This is a genomic window from Cellulomonas sp. NPDC055163 (assembly GCF_053607065.1).
The window spans coordinates 15,773-35,006 of the sequence record NZ_JBSGSU010000017.1; the positions used below are offsets into that span (position 1 = coordinate 15,773).

The following is a 19,234-nucleotide window of genomic DNA, read 5'->3' on the forward strand; positions in this document are numbered from 1 at the left end:
CCGCGGCGCACTCGGACGAACCCGGACAGGTCGGGCATTCGTGAGCCGGGTCACACGATCGGTGCACCGCGTGACGTGCGGGTTTACGTTCCCGGGGAGGCCGGGAGTACCGTCGCGCCGTGACCTACCAGACTCCCGGTGTCCCCGCCACTTCTGGCGCCCGTGTCGTCACCGTCATCCAGAACAGCCCGGACGTCCCGCTCGACCGCTTCGCCGAGTGGCTGAGCGGTGTCGAGCTGCGGACCGTCCACGCGTACGCGGGCGAGACCGTCCCGGCGTCGGCCGACGAGGTGGGCGACGGTCTCGTCGTCCTCGGCGGCCAGATGTCGGCCGTCGACGACGGGGTCGCCCCGTGGCTCCCGGCCGTCCGCGCGCTGCTCGCGGACGCGTCGACCGCCGGCGTCCCGACGCTCGGCATCTGCCTCGGTGCGCAGCTCCTCGCCGTCGCGCGCGGCGGCCGCCTCCAGGTCGCGGCCCCTCCCGGGCGCGAGGCCGGCGTGATCGACGTCCAGTGGCGCCCCGAGGCCGTCGGCGACCCGATCCTCGACGGGCTCCAGGACCTGGACCTCGCCGACGACCGGCGCTCCACCCCGCAGCCGAGCATGCACGCGGACGCCGTCGTCGACCTGCCGCGCGGCGCTACCTGGCTCGCGTCGTCCGCGACGTACCCGTACCAGGCGTTCCGCGTCGGTTCGGCCTGGGGCGTGCAGTTCCACCCCGAGGCCGGCCCCGAGCTGCTCGCCGCCTGGGCCGCGACGCACGACGACGTGGACGTGGACGCCGTGCGCGCCGAGTACGCGCGCCGTGCGGACGACGTCGCTGCGGGCGGCCGAGCCGTCGCGCAGGCGTTCGCGGCGCTCGTCAACGAGCGCGCCGACACGATGCCCGAGCTCGTCTGACCGTCCCCGTACGCGGGTCGCGCACCCCCGGTCCCTCGTGGGCCGGGGGTGCGCGCGTCTGCGGCGATGTCGGGGAGGGCGGCGCTGCCAAGCCCGACGAGCGCGTGCCTCGCGCGGCCCGGCTCCGCGGCGGCGCGAGCGGGGTCGTGCGCGCCGCCGCGGTCGTCCGGTGTCCCGGACCGTTGACACGCCGGGCGGAGCGCGCGTACTTTCCACATGAGATAATTAACCGAGCGGTACAGTAAGGACGTGCCTGCCGACCCGCTCAGTCAGACGTTCGCCGCGCTCGCCAGCCCGGTGCGCCGTGCGATCCTCGCCCGGCTCGCCGAGGGGGAGGCGACCGTCAACCAGCTCGCCGAGCCGTTCGACCTGACGCTCCCCGCCGTGTCCAAGCACCTCAAGGTCCTCGAGCAGGCGGGCCTCATCAGCCGCAGCCGCGAGGCGCAGTGGCGACCGTGCCGGCTCGAGCCGGCGCAGCTCGACACCGCGTCGGAGTGGCTCGACCGGTACCGGAACGCCTTCGCCGAGCGGCTCGACCTGCTCGACCGCGAGATCCGACGACTGAAGCGCGACACGACAGGGGCAGACCATGACTGACACCGAGCTGATCGTCGAGCCCGGCCGGCAGGACCTCGTCATCCGCAGGACCTTCGACGCGCCCGCCGACCTCGTCTGGGCCGCGTACACCGACTCCGCGCGCATCCCCGCGTGGTGGGGCGGCTCCCGGTTCGACACCCGCGTCGACGAGATGGACGTGCGCCGGGGCGGCAGCTGGCGCTTCGTGACGACCCACCGCACCGACGGCACGGAGTACGCGTTCCGCGGCGTCTACCACGACGTCGTGCCGGGGGAGCGCATCGTCGCGACGTTCGAGCTCGAGGGGGGCGGCCCCGGCTACCTCCAGCTCACGACCGACACCTTCGCCGAGCACGACGGCGCCACGACCCTGACCAGCGTGGTCCTGTTCCAGTCCGTCGAGGACCGCGACGGGTGGGTCCCGACCGACATGGAGACCGGGATCCGGGAGGCGACGGACCGGCTCGACGCCCTGGTCCGGCAGGCTGCGGCACCGGCGCACACGTCGCAGCGGCTCGACGTCGTGGCGAGCCGCACGGTCGACGCGCCGGTCGAGCGCGTGTGGGCCGCCTGGACCGAGCCGGAGGACGTCCGGGCCTGGTGGGGACCGGCGGGCTGGACGTGCCCCGAGGCCGTCATGCACGTGCGGGTCGGCGGCTCGTCGCGGGTGACGATGCGGTCGCCCGACGGCCACGACATGCACAACCTCTGGACGTACTCGGCCGTCGACGCACCGCACCGGCTCGACTTCGCCCTCGAGTTCTGCGACGCGGCCGGCCGGGTCGTCGACCCCGTGGACCTCGGCCTCCCCCCGGGCATCCCGGTCCCGGTGCCGCACGTCCTCACGTTCGAAGCGCTCCCCACGGGCGGCACGCGCCTGACCGTCACCGAGCTCGGCTACACGGCCGAGGCGACGCGGCAGATGTCCCTCGCTGGCCTCGAGCAGACGCTCGACAAGCTCGTCGCGAGCGTGGCCGGAGCCCGCGCGGGAGGGTGAGCGCGGGGCGGGTCAGTCCGCCGCGGGCTCGCCCGCCGCGAGGTCCTCGGCGTCGAGGATCGTGTACGCGTAGCCCTGCTCCGCGAGGAAGCGCTGGCGGTGCGCCGCGAAGTCCTGGTCCACCGTGTCGCGCGCGATCACCGCGTAGAAGTGCGCCGTCCGCCCGTCGCCCTTGGGGCGCAGGAGCCGGCCGAGCCGCTGCGCCTCCTCCTGGCGGGACCCGAACGACCCCGACACCTGGATCGCGACCGACGCCTCGGGCAGGTCGATCGAGAAGTTCGCGACCTTGCTGACCACGAGCTTCGTGATCTCGCCGGAGCGGAACGCGTCGTACAGGCGCTGCCGCTCGGTGACGGAGGTCGCGCCCGTGATGACGTCGGCGTGGAGGTGGTCGGCGAGCTCCTCGAGCTGGTCGAGGTACTGGCCGATCACGAGCGTCGGCTCGCCCTCGTGCTTCGCGACGAGCTGCTCGACGACCCGGTTCTTGCCCGGGGCCGTCGCCGCGAGGCGGTACTTGTCCTCCGGCTCGGCGGTCGCGTAGAGCATGCGGTCGCGCTCGGGCAGCGTGAGGCGCACCTCGACGCAGTCGGCGGGCGCGATGTAGCCCTGCGCCTCGATGTCCTTCCAGGGCGCGTCGAACCGCTTGGGGCCGATGAGGCTGAACACCTCGTCCTCCCGGCCGTCCTCGCGCACGAGCGTCGCGGTCAGCCCGAGGCGGCGGCGCGCCTGCAGGTCCGCGGTCATGCGGAAGATCGGCGCGGGCAGCAGGTGGACCTCGTCGTAGAGCACGAGGCCCCAGTCGCGTGCGTCGAGCAGCTCGAGGTGCGTGTAGACGCCCTTCCGCTTCGTCGTGAGGACCTGGTAGGTCGCGATCGTGACGGGCTTGATCTCCTTGCGGGCGCCCGAGTACTCGCCGATCTCGTCGGCAGTCAGCGACGTGCGCTTCACGAGCTCGTCGCGCCACTGCCGCGCGCTGACCGTGTTGGTCACGAGGATGAGCGTCGTCGTCTGCGAGCGCGCCATGGCACCCGCGCCGACGAGCGTCTTGCCCGCGCCGCAGGGGAGCACGACGACGCCCGAGCCGCCGTGCCAGAAGCCCTCGACGGCCTGCTTCTGGTACGGGCGCAGGTCCCACGGCTTCGGCTGCCCGTCGGGCCCGAGGTTCGACTCGCCCGCGGTGTCGAGCGCGATCGCGTGCGCCTCGCCGTCGACGTACCCGGCGAGGTCCTCCGCGGGCCAGCCGAGCTTGAGCAGCACCTGCTTGAGGTGGCCGCGCTCGCTCGGGTGGACGACGACGTCGGTGTCGTCGATCCGCGTCCCGACGAGCCCGGCGGTCCGCTTCGAGCGGAGCACCTCGGCCATGACGGCCCGGTCGAGCGCGTGCAGGACGAGACCGTGCACCGGGTGCTGGACCAGCTGGAGCCGGCCGTAGCGCGCCATGGTCTCGGCGATGTCGACGAGCAGCGCGTGCGGCACCGGGTAGCGCGAGTAGTCGAGCAGGACGTTGACGACCTGCTCGGCGTCGTGGCCCGCGGCGCGCGCGTTCCACAGGCCCAGCGGCGTGAGCCGGTAGGTGTGCACGTGCTCGGGCGCGCGCTCGAGCTCGGCGAACGGCGCGATCGCCCGGCGGCACGCCTCCGCCTGGTCGTGGTCGACCTCGAGCAGCAGCGTCTTGTCGCTCTGCACGATCAGGGGGCCGTCAGTCATGCGTCTCCTCGGTCGGGGTGCCGGGCGGGGCCGGCGGGTCGTGCTCGTCGTGCGTGCCCGCGTCGGGCGCGGGGGGTGGCTCGGGGGCGGACGGCACCCGGGTCACGGAGGCGATGCGGTGCACCGCGACGGTCAGCTCGGCGTCCCTCGCCGGGTCCACCGCGCGCAGGCGCCCGGCGTCGACCCGGAGCGGCCGCACGAGCCGGCGCTGCGGGACCCCGTGGTGGTCGACGAGCTCGAGCCACACCTGCGTCCGGTCGGCGACCGCCTCGCGCAAGAGGCCCAACGCCGTCGCGGGGTCGACTGTTCCCTCGGGGGCGGGGTCGGTCGTCGGACGGGTCCCCGGCGCTCGGCCGTCGGACGCGGTGTCTGCGGAGGCGCGGCCGGCGGACGCAGTTCCGGTGGACGCGGGGGCGTCGGCCGCGGGGGTGTCGGACGCGGGGCCGGTGGACGCGGTGCCCGACGACGCGCGCGGCGCAGTGCCGGAGGTCGTCCCGTTCGCGGAGCCGGTCGCGGAGGTCCCGGCCCGGCCGTCGGTGGGCCCGGCGGGTGCGTGCTCGCCGGACGCCGCCCGCGCGCGCTCCGCCTCGACGAGCCGCTGCTGCGCCTCCCGGAGCTCGAGCGCCCGGGCCTGCGCGGCGCGGTCGGCCTCCCGGGCGGCGCGCTGCACGTCCTCGGCGCGGCGCAGCTCGGGGACGAGCGTGGCGAGGCGCTCGCGGCGCGCGGCGCTCGGCGGCGCGCCGTCGTCGGCGTGCGCGGGCGACACCGGGGCGACGCGGCGGCTGCGCCCGTGCACGCGGCGCACGACCCGCTCGGCGTGGACGATCTGCCCGTTCGGCCCCTCGGCCACCGGTGCGAGCCCACGCTCGCGCAGGGCGGCGAGCAGCTCGCGCGTCGAGCCCTGCGAGCCCAGCACCGTCGGCGCGAGCCGGACGAGGCCGAGCGGCGCGAGCCGGGGGTCCTCGACGAGGCCCGCGAGCAGCGCCGGGTCCTCGGCCCGCACGTAGCTGCTGATCGCGCCCGCGCGGAGGCGGCCGTGCCGGCGGGCGGCGTCGCGCACGAGGTACTCGAGCGGCTGCGGCACCGGGCCGCGGGAGTGCGCGGCGAGGTCGGCGAGGAGCTCGTCGGCGGTCGTCCCGGCGTCGAGCGCGCCCCGCACGCTCTCGGGCGTGAACCGCACGGTCAGGGCCCCGCCGCGGGACTCGACGCGGGCGGCCCGCTCGACGAGCGCCTCGAGCGCGGGTGACGGGCGGCCCGGGACGACCCCGGTGAGGTCGGCCTGGAGCAGCATCTCGTCGACCGTCGACGCGAGGGCCTCCGCGAGCGCGTCGGCGACGGTGTCGGCGGCAGGCCCGGCGCGCCGCTCGAGCACGAGGCCCGGGGCGCCGTCCGAGCCGGTGACTGCGGTCAGCAGCGCGCGGCCCGCGGGCGCGAGGGCCCCGGCGGCCACGACGCCCAGCAGCGTCGCCTCGCGCAGCGTCGCCGCGACGGCGTGCTCGGGCGGGACGCTCCGGGGTGTGCGCCAGGTGAGCTGGTCGAGGACCTGCGCCGCGTCGAGCGCGACCCCGGGAGGGACGTCGGCGAGCACGCCGAGCACCGAGCGGCGCAGCCGGGGGGCCCAGGGGCGCACGAGCTCGGGGTCGAGCGCGGCGCGGACGATGCCGCGGTCGTCCCGGGTGCCGACGAGCCACGCAGCCCGCGCGGTCGCGAGCCACGTGCGGGCGAGCGTCGACCAGCGCGCCGGCAGCTCCGCGGCGAGCCACTCGTCGACCGCGGCGGTCGGGGCGAACGACGGGGTCTCCTCCTCGTCGTCGACCACGAGGCCCGCGGCGCCGGCCAGCTCGATGACGAGGGCGACCTCCGTGTCGTCGACCTCGAGCCGCCCGGCGACCCGGCGCAGCTCGCGCACGCCGAGCCCACCGGCCCGCAGCACGGGGGCCGGTTCGATCTCCCACGCGCGCACGAGCCCGGCGACGAGGCGCACGACCTGCTCGGCGGCGCGGCCCGACTCGGCGGCGACGACCTCGGGGCGCAGGGGTGTGCCGCGCGACGCCCGCGAGGCCCCGCCGGCGAGCGGAGTGGGGGCCGCGACGTCGGCGCCCGGCGGTCCGGCGCCGTCCGGGGTGCGCGCGTCGCCCGGGGCGCCTGCGCCCGCCGGCGCCGCCGGGGGACGGGCGAGCGTGCGGTGCGTGCGTCCCTCGCGCAGCGCGAGCGCGACCGCGCGGGGCAGGAGGACGTGGCGCGCGTCGCCCGGGACGAGCAGGCCCTGGCCGAGCAGCCAGTGGACCGCCTCCCGCGCGGGCGTGCGCGGCGCGGGCAGGACCCCGACGGGCGGCCCCCACGTCAGGGCGTCGAGCACGGAGCGCGCCCCGGCGGGTGCGCGGCGCAGCAGCTCCTCGACGGCGTCGCGGTCCGCTGCGGGGGCGTCCGCGCCGGGAGACGCGCCGGTGCCGGCAGGCCCTGCGGCGTCCGAGACCCGGGCGAGACCCGCCGGGTAGGCGCCGAAGAGCTCCGCGAGGCCGGGCGCCGGGACGAGGGGCGCGTCGTCGGCCGCCGGGTCCGCGGGGGCGGTCCCGGCCCCGTCGTCACCCGTCGACCCGCGCGAGCCCGCGTCCGCGCCGTCCACGGCGTCCGGCGCGTCGGGACGCACGAGCAGCAGCTCGCGTGCCCGGTCCAGGGCGTCGCGCACGAGCGCGGCGTCCTCGGGGCCGGTCGCGCCGAGCGCGCGCAGCACGTCCCGCGCCGTCACCGGGTCCGCCGGGCCGTGCAGCGCCGCGACGGCCTCGACGACCTGCAGGACCACGGCGTCGACCCCCGCGAGCGCCCGTTCGAGGCTGCTGCGGCTCGTGGCGCGCGCGGCCAGCGAGGACAGCGTCGACGGCGACGGGGTGGCCAGGTCGGGGCGGCGCAGCAGCAGCGCGACGAGCTCCTCGTCGCTCCGCGAGCGCAGGTACGCACTGAACGTGGCCATCCGCTCCACGATACGTGCGCGCCACATCCGGCCGCGCCACGTCCTCAAGCCGCCCGTGCACGCGCCGATGGAAGGGGGACCGGCCGACGACGCCGGACGCGCCCACCACGGCGCGCAGCCCACGTGCAGGAGTTCAGGGATGACGCAGGCGCCGGTGCGGGTCGACCCGCGGCGCACCCACGAGGTCTGCATCGCGCGGCAGGGCATCCACGACCTCGTCGGGCGGCCCGTCGGCCACGAGCTGCTGTTCCGGCCGACCGCGAGCAGCACCGTCTCGGGCGTGCGGCCCGGCATCGACGACGACGAGGCGACGGCGACCGTCATCTCGGCGACCCTCGGCGAGTTCGGGGTGAGCGACGTCGCGGGCGACGGCCTCCTGTTCGTCAACGTCCCGCGCGCGTTCGTCGTCGGCTCGCTGCCCGTCGCGCTCGACCCGGAACGCGTGGTGCTCGAGGTGCTCGAGCGCGTCCCGGCGGACGAGGAGGTGCTCGCGGGCGTCCGGTCGCTGCGCGAGCAGGGCTTCGCGATCGCGCTCGACGACTACGTGCCCGGCGACCACCGCGCCCCGCTGCTCGAGCTGTGCGACTACGTCAAGGTCGACATCGAGGACCTCGGCGACCGGCTCGCGGAGTTCGCCGCGGAGCTCCGCGCGGAGTGGCCCGACGTGACGCTGATCGCCGAGCGCGTCGAGACCGAGGCGGACCTCGAGGCCGCGCACGCCGCGGGCTTCGACCTGTTCCAGGGCTACTTCTTCCGCCGTCCCGTCATCCTGACGAGACCGGCGCTCGCGCACCACGCGCTCGTCGCGGGCCGCCTGCTCATCCGCCTCGGCGACCCCCAGGTGTCGTTCCGGGTCGTCGCGCGGCTCACCGCGGCGGACCCGTCGATCGCGCTCAAGGTGCTGCGCGTCGTGAACTCCGCGGCGGGCGCGGGCCGCCCGGTCCGCAACCTGCACCAGGCGCTCGTGCTCCTCGGGCGCGAGCGGTTCCGCGCGTTGCTCGTGCTCGAGATCCTCGTGACCGCCGGGCACCACGACGACGAGCTGCCGCTGCGCTCGCTGGCCCGCACCCGCGCCGCCGAGCTCCTCGCGCCCGGCGCGCCGCTCGAGGCGTCCACCGAGGAGCTCGTGCGCATCGTGTCCGAGCTGCTCCGGGTGCCCGTGAGCGAGCTCGACCCCGCGCTGCACCGGGCCCGCCCGAGCCCCGAGGCCCTCGGGGCGTGCGACGTGCTCGACGCGTACCTGAAGGCGGTCGACGTCGACGCGATGCCGGCGATCGGTGCGCCGTTCACGGCGCTCGACGTCTCGCACGCCTACCTGACGGCGGTGAAGGAGGCCCGGGCGCTCCTCGCGACGGTGTTCTCCCCGGTCGAGCGCCCGGACGGCTGGGACGCCTGAGCCCTCCCGGCGCGCGGCGGGTGCCCGTCCGGCACCCGGGGGCGAGCGCCGGGCTCCCCGGTTCCCGGTGCCGCGCGCACATCACGGGCAGGTAACCTTGAGCGTTACGACATCCATCGACACCTCAGGGGTTGCAGTGCCCACCGGCAAGGTCAAGTGGTTCGACACCGAGCGCGGCTTCGGCTTCATCGCCAGCGACGCGGGCGACGAGGTGTTCCTGCACGCCTCCGCGCTGCCCGCAGGAGTCACCGCGCCCAAGCCCGGCACCAAGGTCGACTTCGGCGTGGCCGACGGGCGACGCGGCCCGCAGGCGCTGTCCGTCACGTTCCTCGACCCGGTGCCGTCGGTCGTCAAGGCCACGCGCAAGCCCGCCGACGACATGGCCGTCATCGTCGAGGACCTCATCAAGGTCCTCGACAAGGTCGGCAACGACCTGCGCCGCGGCCGCTACCCCGACAAGGCCGCCGGCGAGAAGTACGCGTCGCTGCTGCGTGCCGTCGCCGACAACCTCGAGGGCTGACATGGCCGCCGCCACGAAGGACGCCGTGCTCGGCGCCGCCGTCGAGCTCGCGCGCCAGGCCGCCGTGGAGCTCGCCGAGCAGCCGGGCGACGTCGGCGAGCACCTCGGCCACGTCGTCGACGGCGAGCGGCTCGTCTCGCACCGCTTCGCGTGCACCGCGCGCGGCTACCGCGGCTGGGTCTGGACCGTGACCCTCGCCCGGGTGGCCCGATCGCGCACCGCGACCGTGTGCGAGGCCGTGCTGCTGCCCGGCGACGACGCGATCCTCGCGCCCGAGTGGCTGCCGTGGTCCGACCGGCTGCGCCCCGGGGACATCGGTCCCGGGGACGTCCTGCCGTTCCGCGCCGACGACCCGCGCCTCGAGCCCGGGTGGACACCGACGGGCGACGAGGAGCTGGACTCCGTCGCGATCGAGGAGCTCGCGCTCGCGCGTGCCCGTGTCCTGTCGGCCGACGGCCGCGACGAGGCGGCGAGCCGCTGGTACGCCGGCCCGCACGGTCCCACGTCGCCCGGCTCGCTCGCGTCCGCCGCCGCGTGCGGCAGCTGCGGCTTCCTCGTGCCGCTCCAGGGCTCGCTCGGCACCGTCTTCGGCGTGTGCACCAACGCGTGGTCGCCCGACGACGGCACCGTCGTGAGCATCGACCACGGCTGCGGCGCGCACTCGGAGACCGACGCCGAGCCGCTGGCGAGCGAGTGGCCGGCGCCGGATCATCACCTCGACGAGCACGACGTCGAGGTCGTGCAGCTCGCGCCCGCCGCCGTCGCGGAGGTCGCCGGGACGGGTGCGGCGGACGCGGAGGCGACGGCCGCCGAGGGCGCGGTCGTCGAGGCCGGGGACGCCGCGGCTGCGGACGACCTGGCTGCGGACGACCTGGCTGCGGACGACGCGCCGGAGGTCCTCGCGGTCGAGTCGGGTGACACGGTGCTCGATGCGATCGTCGACGAGACGGTCGACACGGTCGACGCGGTCGACGGCACGAGAACGACCGGTGCCGGCTCCGACGTCGCCGGTGACCGGGTGGACGGCGCGAGCCCCTCCGGCGCGGCCGTCGAGCCGGTGGGCGGTGCGCCGACCCCGGTCGAGCCCGACGCGGACCCGCTCGCGGGCGAGGAGCTCGCGGAGCTCGGCTCGGAGGCGGACCCGGAGCCGGGCGACCCGGTGGACGAGCCCACACCGACGGACGACGGAACCGCACCCGCGGACGAGGCGCCCGCAGCGGCAGCCGAGACGATCACGGAGCCGGACGAGACGGCCACGCAGCCGGACGAGACGGTCGCACTCTCGACCGAGACGGTCGCGCCGTCGGACGTGTCCCCCGAGACGGTCGAGCCGAGCCCCGAACCGTGAGCCCGGACGCCTTCGGCACCGCTGCGCTGCGCGCGGCCGTGCTGGAGGCGTGGCGTGCCTCGCCGGCGCGGCTGCGCGAGGACGCCAACACCGAGGAGGACCACGCCCGCGGGTACTACCGCGACCGCGTGCTCGTCGAGCTGGCCCAGAACGCCGCCGACGCGGCGACGCGCGCGGGCGTGCCCGGGCGGTTGCTGCTGCGCCTCGCGTCGACCTCCGAGGGGTCGGTGCTCATCGCCGCCAACACGGGCGCACCTCTCGACGAGGCCGGCGTCGCGTCGCTCGCCTCGATGCGCGCGTCGGCGAAGCGCGAGGGCTACGTCGCACCGGCGCAGCCTTTCGGGCGGGGACCCGCGGTGGTCGGGCGGTTCGGCGTGGGGTTCGCGGCGGTGCGGGCGGTCGCCGACGAGGTCTCGGTGCTCTCGACCACCGGGGGCGTGCGGTTCTCGCTCGCGGACACCGTGAGCCTGCTCGCGGAGGCGTCGGCGGACGTGCCCGGGCTCGCCGACGAGGTCCGGCGCCGCGACGGCTCGCTGCCCGCGCTGCGGCTGCCGCTCCCGGCCGAGGGGGCGCCGCCGACGGGCTACGACACCGCCGTGGTGCTGGAGCTGCGGGACGAGGTCGCCGCCGACGAGGTGCGCGCGCTGCTCGCCGCGGTGGGCGACCCGCTGCTGCTCGCACTGCCGGGGCTCGTCGAGGTCCTCGTCGAGGACGACGCCGCGCCGCGGCCGGTGCGCCGGGTCGCGGACCTGCACGAGCGCTGGCACGTCGCGTCGGCGCACGGGGAGCTCGACCTGGCGCTGCTCGCGGACCGCCCGGTCGAGGAGCGCACCGCGCGGGGGTGGCGGGTGACGTGGGCCGTGCCGCGGGCCGCGTCCCGCACCGTCCGGGTGGACGCGCTCGGACCCGCCGGCGACGCGCCCCCGGCCGTCCCCTGGACTCCGGTCGTGCATGCCCCGACGCCGACCGACGAGCCCTGCACGCTGCCCGCGTTGCTGGTTGCGACGCTCCCGCTCGACCCGTCGCGCCGGCACGTCGCCCCCGGCCCGCTCACGGACGCCGTCCTGGCGCACGCGGCGCACGCGTACGCGGTGCTGGCGTCCGCAGCGGTGGAGCGCGGCGACGACCCGCTCGCGCTCGTCCCGACCGGGCTGCCCGCCGGGTCGCTCGACGGCACGCTCCGCGGGCTCGTCGTCGAGCGCCTCACGCGCACGCCGCTGCTGCGCTCGGGCGGCGCGGGGATCGCGGTCGCGGGGACGGACGGGGAGCCGGGCGGTGACCCGCGCGACGAGGGCGACGGCGACCGGCACGGCGAGGGCGACCGGCGCGACGAGGGCGACGGCGACCGGGACGACGTGGCTCGTGCCGGCCTCGTCGAGCCCGGGCGTGCCGTCGCGGTCGAGGGCGAGGTCGGGCGGGACGCCGTCGCGGTGCAGGCGCTCGCCGTGCACGCCCGCGGCCTCGTGCTCCTGCGCCCCGGGAGCGAGGCGGCGGCGCGCACGCTGGGCGTCGAGCTCCGCCCGCTCGCGGACGTCGTCGAGGAGCTGCCCGCCGTCCGGGGAGCGGAGCCGGGGGAGTGGCGTGCCCTGTACGCGGCGCTCGACGGGGCGGCGCACGACCCGGCGACGCGCGAGGCGCTCGGGGCGCTGCCCGTGCCGCTCGCCGACGGCCGGGTCGTCCGCGGCGCGCGCGGCCTCGTGCTGCTCCGCGACGCCGAGCGGGGCGCCGACGTCCGCGACGACGCTGGGACCGGCGCCGACGTCCGCGACGACACCCGGCGCGGCGCCGACGTCCTCGACGCGCTCGGCGTGCTCGGCCGGTGGGGGCTGCGCGTCGTGCACCCGGACGCCGAGCACCCGCTGCTCGCGCGGCTCGGCGCGACGACCCCGGACGCCGCGGGCCTGCTCGCGCACCCCGCGGTGCGGCAGGCCGTCCTCGACCAGGCCGACGACGACGACCTCGCGCTCGCGAGCGACGTGACGCAGGCGGTCCTCGCGCTCGTCTCCGCCGCCGTGGCCGAGCGCGGCGACGCGTCGCCCGAGACCGGTCCGCTCGCCACCGTCGCCTCGTGGCTCGGGCTGCTCACGCTCCCCGCCGCGGACGGTGAGCCGACCCCCGCGCACGGGCTCGTCGTCCCCGGCTCGGCGGCCGCAGGGCTGCTCGACGACCGCGTGCTCGCGCCCGTGCAGGCCGAGCTCGTCGAGCGCTGGGGCGCGGACGTGCTCGTCGCCGCCGGGGTGCGCGCGGACCTCGTCGTCGTGCACGTCGGGGACGTCGTCGCCGGGGCGGTCGACCTCGGGTCGTCGGAGGCGGACGCGCTCGCCGCCGGGTCGCTCGACGCCTGGGAGGACTACGCCGAGGAGCTCGCGGAGGCGTTCGGCGGCGGTGCGTACGTGCCCGACGTGCGCGCCGTGGCGGACCTCGACGCCGTCGCGCCCGGGCAGTGGCCTGCGGTGCTGGCGCGGCTCGCCGAGCGCCCGGACCTGCGCGTCGCGCTGCTCGACCCGGTGCGGGCCGAGGGCGTGACGGCCGGCAGTGCGCCCTCCTACACCGCGTGGTGGCTCCGCGAGCGCGCCGACCTGGGGCTCGGTCGCCCGTTCGCCGTCCGCGGCGCGCGCGACGACGCCCTGACGCGGCTGCTGCCCGCGGCGCCCGAGGTGCTCGCGGGCGTCGACCCCGAGGTCCAGCGGGCGCTCGGCGGTGTCGGGTCGCTCGACGGACTCGACCCCGGTGCGTGGCGGCACGTGCTCGACGGCCTCGGCGCACCGGGCGCACCGGTCGACCTCAAGGTCGCCGCGGGTTTGTGGCGCACGTGGGCGGCGCTGGCCGGCGGGGCGGCGGAGCGGGGACCGGGCGACGAGGTCGAGCTCGTGCCGGCGCTCGTGGGGCCGACGCGCATCGCGGTCGTGCACGCCGACGACGCCGCCGTCGCCGACTCCCCGATGTGGTGGCAGCGCACCGACCTCGCGGCTCTCGTCCCGGCGCCGGCCGCGGCCCCCGCGCGGACCTCCGGTCCCGACTCCGGGGACACCGACGACGAGCGCCCGCCCGCTGCGGCCCTCGCGGCGCTGCTCGGGCTGCCGCTGGCCTCGGACCTCGGTGACGGCGTCGTCGACCGCGAGCCGGACGGTGCGCGTGCGGCCGACCACCCGGGCGCGTCCGACGGCGCCGGTGCGGGCGGCGAGGTCGTCCCGACCCCGGAGGCGGTGCTGCGCCTGCTGCCGGACGCTCCGGCGACGTGGGTCGAGCACGACGAGCTGCGCGTCGACGGGGTGCCCGTGGACTGGTGGGTCGAGGGCGCCGGGACGGGCGCGGTCGTGCACGCGACGCAGCTCGCGGCGCTGGCCCGCGGGATGGCGCAGGCGACCGGGCGGTGGGGGCACCGGCACGCGGTCGAGATCGTGCTCACCGGGCCGGGACGCGCCGAGGAGATCGCTGTCGAGCAGGCGGCGGACCCCGCGACCTAGGGAGACAGCGAGCAGCGGGCCGCCCGGACGCGCGGAGGCGGACGGCGTGGGTGCCGCTAGTCCTGGCGCCGCGCCCAGAGCAGCCCGAGGCCGCCGAGCAGAACACCCACGCAGCACGTCGCGACGACCGTGGGGCCCACCTCGACGCCCGGCCACAGCAGCAGGACCGTGAGCGCGACGACCCACGCCGCGCTGCCGACGACGAACGCCGGCGCGAGGCTCACCGGGACGGGCTCGGGCGCGGGCTTGCGACGGTCGGGGTGGAGCACGAGCTCGAGCAGCGAGGGCACGGCCCCAGGTTACGGGGTCGCGCGGGGCGTCGATCCCGCGCGGCGGCCCGGCGGTCGCCGTCGAGCTGCACCGCCCGGCGGCCCGGGGGGTCGACGTCGAGCAGCACCGCCCGCAGCCGGTCGGCCGAGGCTCAGGCCGGGGCGGCCACCGCGAGCGCCGTCGCGGTCGCGAGCGCCTCCGGGACGACCGCCAGGCACGCCTGGGCGACGTCGTAGGGCTCGAGACCGGTCGCCCGGACGCCCTCGATGTCGTTCTCCTCGAGCGCGAGCACCGCGGCGAGCGCCGGACCGTAGGGGCCGGAGAAGGTGCTCAGCGCGTCGGCCACGTCCGCGGAGACGCCGGTGCGCTCGACGAGGTCGTCGACCGCGATGCGCTGGTGGGCGGCCACGGCGGACAGCAGTCCGACCGTGTACGCGGCGTCGGCACCCGTGACGGCCCGGCACGAGAGCGCGCGGGTCAGGATCGACCAGAGCGGGCCGATCGTGGTCGGCTGCGCGTCGATCAGCGACGCCATCGCGACCGCGGAGAGCTGGTGGGGACCGACGAGCACGACGGCCTGGTGCACCGAGTCGACCTTGCGGCGCAGCGCGAACGTGCTCGCGTTGACCAGGTGCAGGACGCGCATGGCGAGCTCGGGGTCGGATCCGACGGTGCGCACGACCGCGGCCTGGTCGATGTGGTTCTGCGTCAGGAGCTGGAGCAGCTCGAGGCACTGGAGCTCGCCCGCGGTGAAGCTGCGGCCGACGGTCTCGGGGTCGCGCTGGAACATCGGGCCCTGGAGCATCTCGACGCCGAGGTCGAGCCCGACCTTGATGCGCTCGCGCGTGTCGGCGCGCTCGGCGATCACGAGGACGCCGGCGGCCTGTGCGCGGGCGACGAGCATCGACAGCCGGTCGAAGCCGCGGCCGACGTCGATCTTGACGAAGTCGGCCAGCGCGAGGAGGGCGTCCTGCGTGACGGTGCCCGTGTAGTCGGCGAGGGCGATGCCGAGGCCGCGCTCACGCGCGTGGGCGACGAGCGCGCCGATGTCGTCGAGGTGGGTCAGCTCGGGCGTGACCTCGAGCACGACGCCGGACGGGGGCGGCGTGATCCGGACCTCGCCGGCGAGGAGCCGGGGCGTCGCACGGACGAACACGACACGGTCGCCCGCGAGGCGCGGGAGGTCGAGGCGGGCGTACTCGGCGTCGGCGTAGCCGGCGATCTCGTGCTCCGGGACGGCCTCGCCCGCCGGGTCGAGCGCGGCGACGCGCACCGCGTAGCCGTACACGGACCGGTCGACGTAGACCACGGGCTGCCGCAGCACGCTGATCTCGCTCACGCGCGTGGGTGTGCCCGGGTCGTCGATCACGCTCATGGACGGGTCTCCTGGATCGAGAGGGGTGTGTCGGCCCGCCTGTCGGCAGGGGACGGGTCCCGGTGAGGGACCGCTCGGGCGGCTCAGGCGAGCGGGGCCCGCAGGGGCCAGTCCTCGTCGACGACGCTCTGGACGGTGGCGCCCGTGACGGGGTCGACGACGAGCGGCGCCAGCAGGTTCGCGGTCGCCGGCTGGGGCCCGTCGGCGGGGTGCACGACGACGAGCAGCACGAGGCGCTCCGCCGGGGCACCGACCGCGGCGACCGCCTCGGCGGAGAGCGCGGGCGCGTAGTCGGGGAAGAACGGCTGCGGCACGACGACGAACAGCCGCACGGGCTGCACGCCGGGCGCGGGGACCGAGCGGATCGCGTGCAGGACGCCGATGTCGTCGAGCGAGGTGACCTCGAAGCGGGTGTGCCCCGGCAGGCCCGGCAGGTGCTCGCGCAGGTGCAGCGTGGCGGGCACGCGCACGCCGGTGAACGGGTGCGTGTCGTGGTCGGTGGCGAGGGTCGTCTGGCTCATCGCAGGAACTCCATCAGTGTCGGCTGCAGGACCTTGCCGGCGGCTCCGAGGGCGCCCTGGTAGGCGACCTCCTGCATCTGGAGCTCGAGGATGATGCCCGCGAGGTCGACGTCCTCGATCGCGGACAGCTGGGCCTTCGTGGACTGCTGGGTCTCCAGCAGCGTGCCCTGCGCGTCCTGCACCCGGTTCTGTCGAGCACCGACGCCGGAGACCTGGGTCAGCATCGACTCGAAGCGCGAGTCGATCGCGGCCAGGTGCGTCGTGACGTCGCCGCCCGAGCGCAGGGTCGCGGACACCGTCTCGAGGAGCGCGAACACCGAGTCGGCGCCCTCGCCGTAGACGGCGGCCCCGTCGGCGTCGACGCGGACGGTGGTGTTGTCCGCGACGCGGCGGTCGACGCTCGACCCGGGGGTGCCGGTGAACGTGTAGGCGTCCGTGAAGGCGACGCCGGCGCCGGACGTGCCGGCGAACACGCTGCGGCCGAGGTAGCTCGTGTTGGCCTGCTCGAGCAGCGCCGCGCGCAGCCCGTCGACCTCCGCGGCGAGGGCCTCGCGCGACGTGGCGCCGAGCCCGCCGTTGCCGCCCTGGACCACGAGGTCGCGGGTGCGGCGCATCGTCGACAGCGACGACGTGAGCGCCGAGTCGACCGTCGTGAGCCAGCCGTTGCCGTCGTCCGCGTTGCGCGCGAACTGCGTCTGGGCCCGCTGCTCGCCCCGGAGCCGGAGCATGTCCGACGCCCCGGCGGGGTCGTCGGAGGGCAGGTTGATGTTCTTGCCGCTCGACATCTTGGCCTGCAGGTCCGCCATCTTCGACAGGTTCTGCTGCAGGTTCCCGAGCGTCGAGCGCTGGACCGTCTGGTGCGTCACACGGTTGATCACGTGCTACCTCCCGACCACGCCGGTGCGGTTGATGAGTGTGTCGAGCATCTCGTCGATGGCGGTGAGGACCCGGGCGGCCCCCTCGTACGCGCGCTGGTAGGCGAGCATGTTCACGGCTTCCTCGTCGGTGTCGACGCTCGCCTGGGCGAGCTGCTGCGACGCGGCGGCGGCCCGGGAGGCCTCGGCGACGTTCGCGCGGGACGCGGCGCTCGCGGTCGTGACCCCGAGGCTGACGACGGTCGCGCTCCAGGCGGCGTCCGGTCCGCCCTTGGCGGTGCCGAGCCTGGCGAGCGCGTCGCCGACGGAGCCGTCGAGCGGGCCCTTCGCGGGGTTGCCCACCGCGACGTGGCTGGGGTCGGTGATCGCGACGCGCAGGCCCAGGGCCGCGGGCCTCCCGGCGTCGAAGGCGAAGAACGCGCCGCCGGCGGTCGTGCCGTCGGCCCGGGTCGCCGTCGAGTGCAGCGCGTTGACCTGGGTCGCGAGCTGCGTCGCGAGCGCGTCGTACGACGCCGCGGCCTCGGTGAGCATGCCGCCCGAGCCGGCCGGCGTCCCGGGGGGCGCGGTGACCGAGAGCAGGCCGGCGACGCGCCCGCCGTCGAGCCCGACGGACAGGCCGGGCTTGCCGGCCCAGCCGACCGTGACCGCGGCGCCGCCGGTGGCCTGCGCGAACGTCGTCGCACCGGCGACCTCGAGCGTCTTGGACCGCGCGCCGTCGACGAGCGTGTTGCCGGCGACGTAGACGTCGAGCTGGCCGTCGGGGCGGGTGCGGGTGGTCGCGCCGACGAGGCCGGAGAGCTGGACGACGAGCTGGTCGCGCTGGTCGAGCAGCTCGTTCGCGGCCGTGCCGGAGTTGGTGATCGCGAGGATGCGCGCGTTGAGGTCGGCGACGTTCGCGGCGGTCGTGTTGACCTGGTCGACGAGCCCGACCGTCGTGGTCCGCGCGTGCGACCACTGCGACTCGGCGGAGTCGTACAGCGACGCGACGCGGTCGACGACGGCCTGCGCGGTCTCGAGCAGCACGGCGCGGGCGGAGTCCTTGTCGGGGGTGTTCGAGACGTCGCCGAACGCGCCCCAGAGGTTCGTCAGCTGCTTGGCGAGGCCGGTCGACGCGGGCTCCCCGACGCTCTTCTCGAGCTGGGAGTACGCGGCGGACTGCGCGGCGAGGAACGAGGCCCCGGCGGTCTCGGTGCGCACGCGGGCGTCGAGGAACGCGTCACCGAGGCGCGTGACGCCTGTGACGTTGACGCCGAGCCCGACGCCGTCGGACGTGGAGAACATCGAGGCGACGTTGGCCGCGGGCAGCGCCGACATCGCGGCGCGCTGGCGCGTGTAGCCGACGGTGTTGGCGTTCGCCACGTTCTGGCCCGAGACCTCGAGGGCCTGACGCTGGGCGACGAGCGAGCTCAGCGCGGTGCCGAGTCCGGAGAAGGTGCTCACGGGATCCCTTTCAGAACGACCGGTCGAGCAGCTGGGCGCTGCGGTCGTGGGGCGTGCTGGCCATGCCCTGCACGTCGTAGGTCTGGACGGTGTCCTGCATCGTCATGAGGGTCTCCTGCGTCGCGCGGTGCGACATCGCGAGGAGCTCACGGTTGCCGTCGGCGAGCTGGCCGATCTCGGCGGTCAGGGTGACGAACGCGTCGCGGTGCGCGCGCAGCAGCTCGTCCCAGGGCGGCGGGGCGTGCTGGGAGATGTCGAGGAGGCTCGCGCCGGGCTCCATGCCGAGCAGTGCGGCGACCTCGTCGGCCTCGACCGAGCGGCCGAGCTCGGCGTCGCGGATCTGCTCGAGCACCGTCTCGACCTCGCGGGTCGCGTGGCCGAGCCACCGGGTGCGTCCGCTCGTGAGGACGAGCTGCTCCTCCTCGAGCTTGAAGAGCAGGAGCTCCAGGAGGTGCCGTTCCTTCCACAGGACGTCGGACAGTCGTGCAAGGGCCACGGGGGCGGGCCTCCTCTCTCGTCTCTCGTGCGCTCGTCGCGCAGGGGTTCGGGTGCTTCCGGCCCCTCTATCGGCCGCCCTGCGCGGATGCTGACGATTCCGGCGCGATCTGTCGTCGCGTGCGGCGGCGCGGGTCCCGGCGGCCGGCCGCGGCCGCGGTCCCCCTCTCTCGCGGGTGCGCGCGCGAGGCCGGCCGGGCGACGACGAAACGGACGATCGCGGGCATGTGGTGCGCGAGGTTCCTGGACGGCCGTCCAGGTCAGGGCCCTCACCCGGGTGCTTGAGGGATGTTCGGCTGTGATCTGTGTCACACCCGGTTGGCGCAGCGGGGAGCCTATGGGTGGGGATGGGCGATTCGCTCACCCACATCGTCCGG

General features: G+C 76.4%; 15 protein-coding genes. 7 read left to right on the plus strand and 8 right to left on the minus strand.

From position 1 onward, the window contains the following. The first annotated feature begins 119 nt into the window (after window positions 1-119). The 3 genes from ACWFNE_RS20805 (at window position 120) to ACWFNE_RS20815 (ending at window position 2,472) form a co-directional block, all read left to right on the plus strand. Window positions 120-899: a type 1 glutamine amidotransferase gene (locus ACWFNE_RS20805; RefSeq protein WP_452124333.1), complete on the plus strand. Its 780-nt coding sequence runs from the start codon at window positions 120-122 to the stop codon at window positions 897-899. 249 nt (window positions 900-1,148) lie between these two features. Beyond that, window positions 1,149-1,496 (plus strand): ArsR/SmtB family transcription factor, encoded by a 348-nt coding sequence (locus ACWFNE_RS20810; RefSeq protein WP_452124334.1) that lies wholly within the window; start codon window positions 1,149-1,151, stop codon window positions 1,494-1,496. Then, on the plus strand, window positions 1,489-2,472 hold the full coding sequence (locus tag ACWFNE_RS20815; protein WP_452124335.1) for an SRPBCC domain-containing protein: 984 nt from the start codon (window positions 1,489-1,491) through the stop codon (window positions 2,470-2,472). Before ACWFNE_RS20810 ends, ACWFNE_RS20815 begins: the two co-directional genes overlap by 8 nt. Before the next feature lie 12 nt (window positions 2,473-2,484). On the opposite strand, the gene ACWFNE_RS20820 is transcribed toward ACWFNE_RS20815, so the two are convergent. Next, complete coding sequence (locus tag ACWFNE_RS20820) at window positions 2,485-4,179, minus strand: DNA repair helicase XPB (RefSeq protein WP_452124336.1); 1,695 nt, start codon at window positions 4,177-4,179, stop codon at window positions 2,485-2,487. Further along, window positions 4,172-7,150, minus strand: a complete 2,979-nt coding sequence (locus ACWFNE_RS20825) for a helicase-associated domain-containing protein (protein ID WP_452124337.1) — start codon at window positions 7,148-7,150, stop codon at window positions 4,172-4,174. Before ACWFNE_RS20825 ends, ACWFNE_RS20820 begins: the two co-directional genes overlap by 8 nt. Window positions 7,151-7,289: 139 nt before the next feature. Between ACWFNE_RS20825 and ACWFNE_RS20830 the strand changes: the two genes are divergently transcribed. The 4 genes from ACWFNE_RS20830 (at window position 7,290) to ACWFNE_RS20845 (ending at window position 13,881) form a co-directional block, all read left to right on the plus strand. After that, entirely contained in the window at window positions 7,290-8,546 is a 1,257-nt protein-coding gene (locus ACWFNE_RS20830; protein ID WP_452124338.1) for an EAL and HDOD domain-containing protein, read from the plus strand. A gap of 136 nt (window positions 8,547-8,682) precedes the next feature. Beyond that, window positions 8,683-9,066: a cold-shock protein gene (locus ACWFNE_RS20835; protein WP_452124339.1), complete on the plus strand. Its 384-nt coding sequence runs from the start codon at window positions 8,683-8,685 to the stop codon at window positions 9,064-9,066. Between the two features lies 1 nt (window position 9,067). Continuing rightward, entirely contained in the window at window positions 9,068-10,414 is a 1,347-nt protein-coding gene (locus tag ACWFNE_RS20840; RefSeq protein WP_452124340.1) for a DUF3027 domain-containing protein, read from the plus strand. Next, window positions 10,411-13,881: a sacsin N-terminal ATP-binding-like domain-containing protein gene (locus ACWFNE_RS20845; RefSeq protein ID WP_452124341.1), complete on the plus strand. Its 3,471-nt coding sequence runs from the start codon at window positions 10,411-10,413 to the stop codon at window positions 13,879-13,881. Before ACWFNE_RS20840 ends, ACWFNE_RS20845 begins: the two co-directional genes overlap by 4 nt. A gap of 56 nt (window positions 13,882-13,937) precedes the next feature. On the opposite strand, the gene ACWFNE_RS20850 is transcribed toward ACWFNE_RS20845, so the two are convergent. From ACWFNE_RS20850 to flgN, 6 genes are all read right to left on the minus strand, one after another. Beyond that, the gene (locus tag ACWFNE_RS20850; protein WP_452124342.1) at window positions 13,938-14,171 is read right to left on the minus strand and encodes a DUF2530 domain-containing protein; all 234 of its coding nucleotides are present in this window, start codon (window positions 14,169-14,171) and stop codon (window positions 13,938-13,940) included. Between the two features lie 131 nt (window positions 14,172-14,302). Continuing rightward, the gene (locus ACWFNE_RS20855; protein WP_452124343.1) at window positions 14,303-15,526 is read right to left on the minus strand and encodes an EAL and HDOD domain-containing protein; all 1,224 of its coding nucleotides are present in this window, start codon (window positions 15,524-15,526) and stop codon (window positions 14,303-14,305) included. Between the two features lie 83 nt (window positions 15,527-15,609). Next, window positions 15,610-16,047: a flagellar assembly protein FliW gene (locus ACWFNE_RS20860; RefSeq protein ID WP_452124344.1), complete on the minus strand. Its 438-nt coding sequence runs from the start codon at window positions 16,045-16,047 to the stop codon at window positions 15,610-15,612. Next, window positions 16,044-16,925, minus strand: coding sequence for a flagellar hook-associated protein FlgL (flgL, locus tag ACWFNE_RS20865; protein ID WP_452124345.1), 882 nt, complete (start codon window positions 16,923-16,925; stop codon window positions 16,044-16,046). The genes ACWFNE_RS20860 and flgL overlap by 4 nt, the downstream gene beginning before the upstream one ends. Window positions 16,926-16,928: 3 nt before the next feature. Continuing rightward, window positions 16,929-18,362, minus strand: coding sequence for a flagellar hook-associated protein FlgK (flgK, locus tag ACWFNE_RS20870; protein WP_452124346.1), 1,434 nt, complete (start codon window positions 18,360-18,362; stop codon window positions 16,929-16,931). Between the two features lie 10 nt (window positions 18,363-18,372). Then, window positions 18,373-18,858 carry a flagellar export chaperone FlgN gene (flgN, locus tag ACWFNE_RS20875; RefSeq protein WP_452124347.1) on the minus strand — a complete coding sequence of 162 codons (486 nt, stop codon included), beginning with the start codon at window positions 18,856-18,858 and terminating at the stop codon, window positions 18,373-18,375. Window positions 18,859-19,234 lie beyond the last annotated feature (376 nt).

What these genes read in the sequence shown, in the direction of transcription:
- ACWFNE_RS20825 (WP_452124337.1), bottom strand. Translation starts at nt 7,150, where the DNA reads ATGGCCACGTTCAGTGCGTACCTGCGCTCGCGGAGCGACGAGGAGCTC.
- ACWFNE_RS20855 (WP_452124343.1), bottom strand. Translation starts at nt 15,526, where the DNA reads ATGAGCGTGATCGACGACCCGGGCACACCCACGCGCGTGAGCGAGATC.
- ACWFNE_RS20820 (WP_452124336.1), bottom strand. Translation starts at nt 4,179, where the DNA reads ATGACTGACGGCCCCCTGATCGTGCAGAGCGACAAGACGCTGCTGCTC.
- ACWFNE_RS20815 (WP_452124335.1), top strand. Translation starts at nt 1,489, where the DNA reads ATGACTGACACCGAGCTGATCGTCGAGCCCGGCCGGCAGGACCTCGTC.
- ACWFNE_RS20840 (WP_452124340.1), top strand. Translation starts at nt 9,068, where the DNA reads ATGGCCGCCGCCACGAAGGACGCCGTGCTCGGCGCCGCCGTCGAGCTC.
- ACWFNE_RS20860 (WP_452124344.1), bottom strand. Translation starts at nt 16,047, where the DNA reads ATGAGCCAGACGACCCTCGCCACCGACCACGACACGCACCCGTTCACC.
- ACWFNE_RS20830 (WP_452124338.1), top strand. Translation starts at nt 7,290, where the DNA reads ATGACGCAGGCGCCGGTGCGGGTCGACCCGCGGCGCACCCACGAGGTC.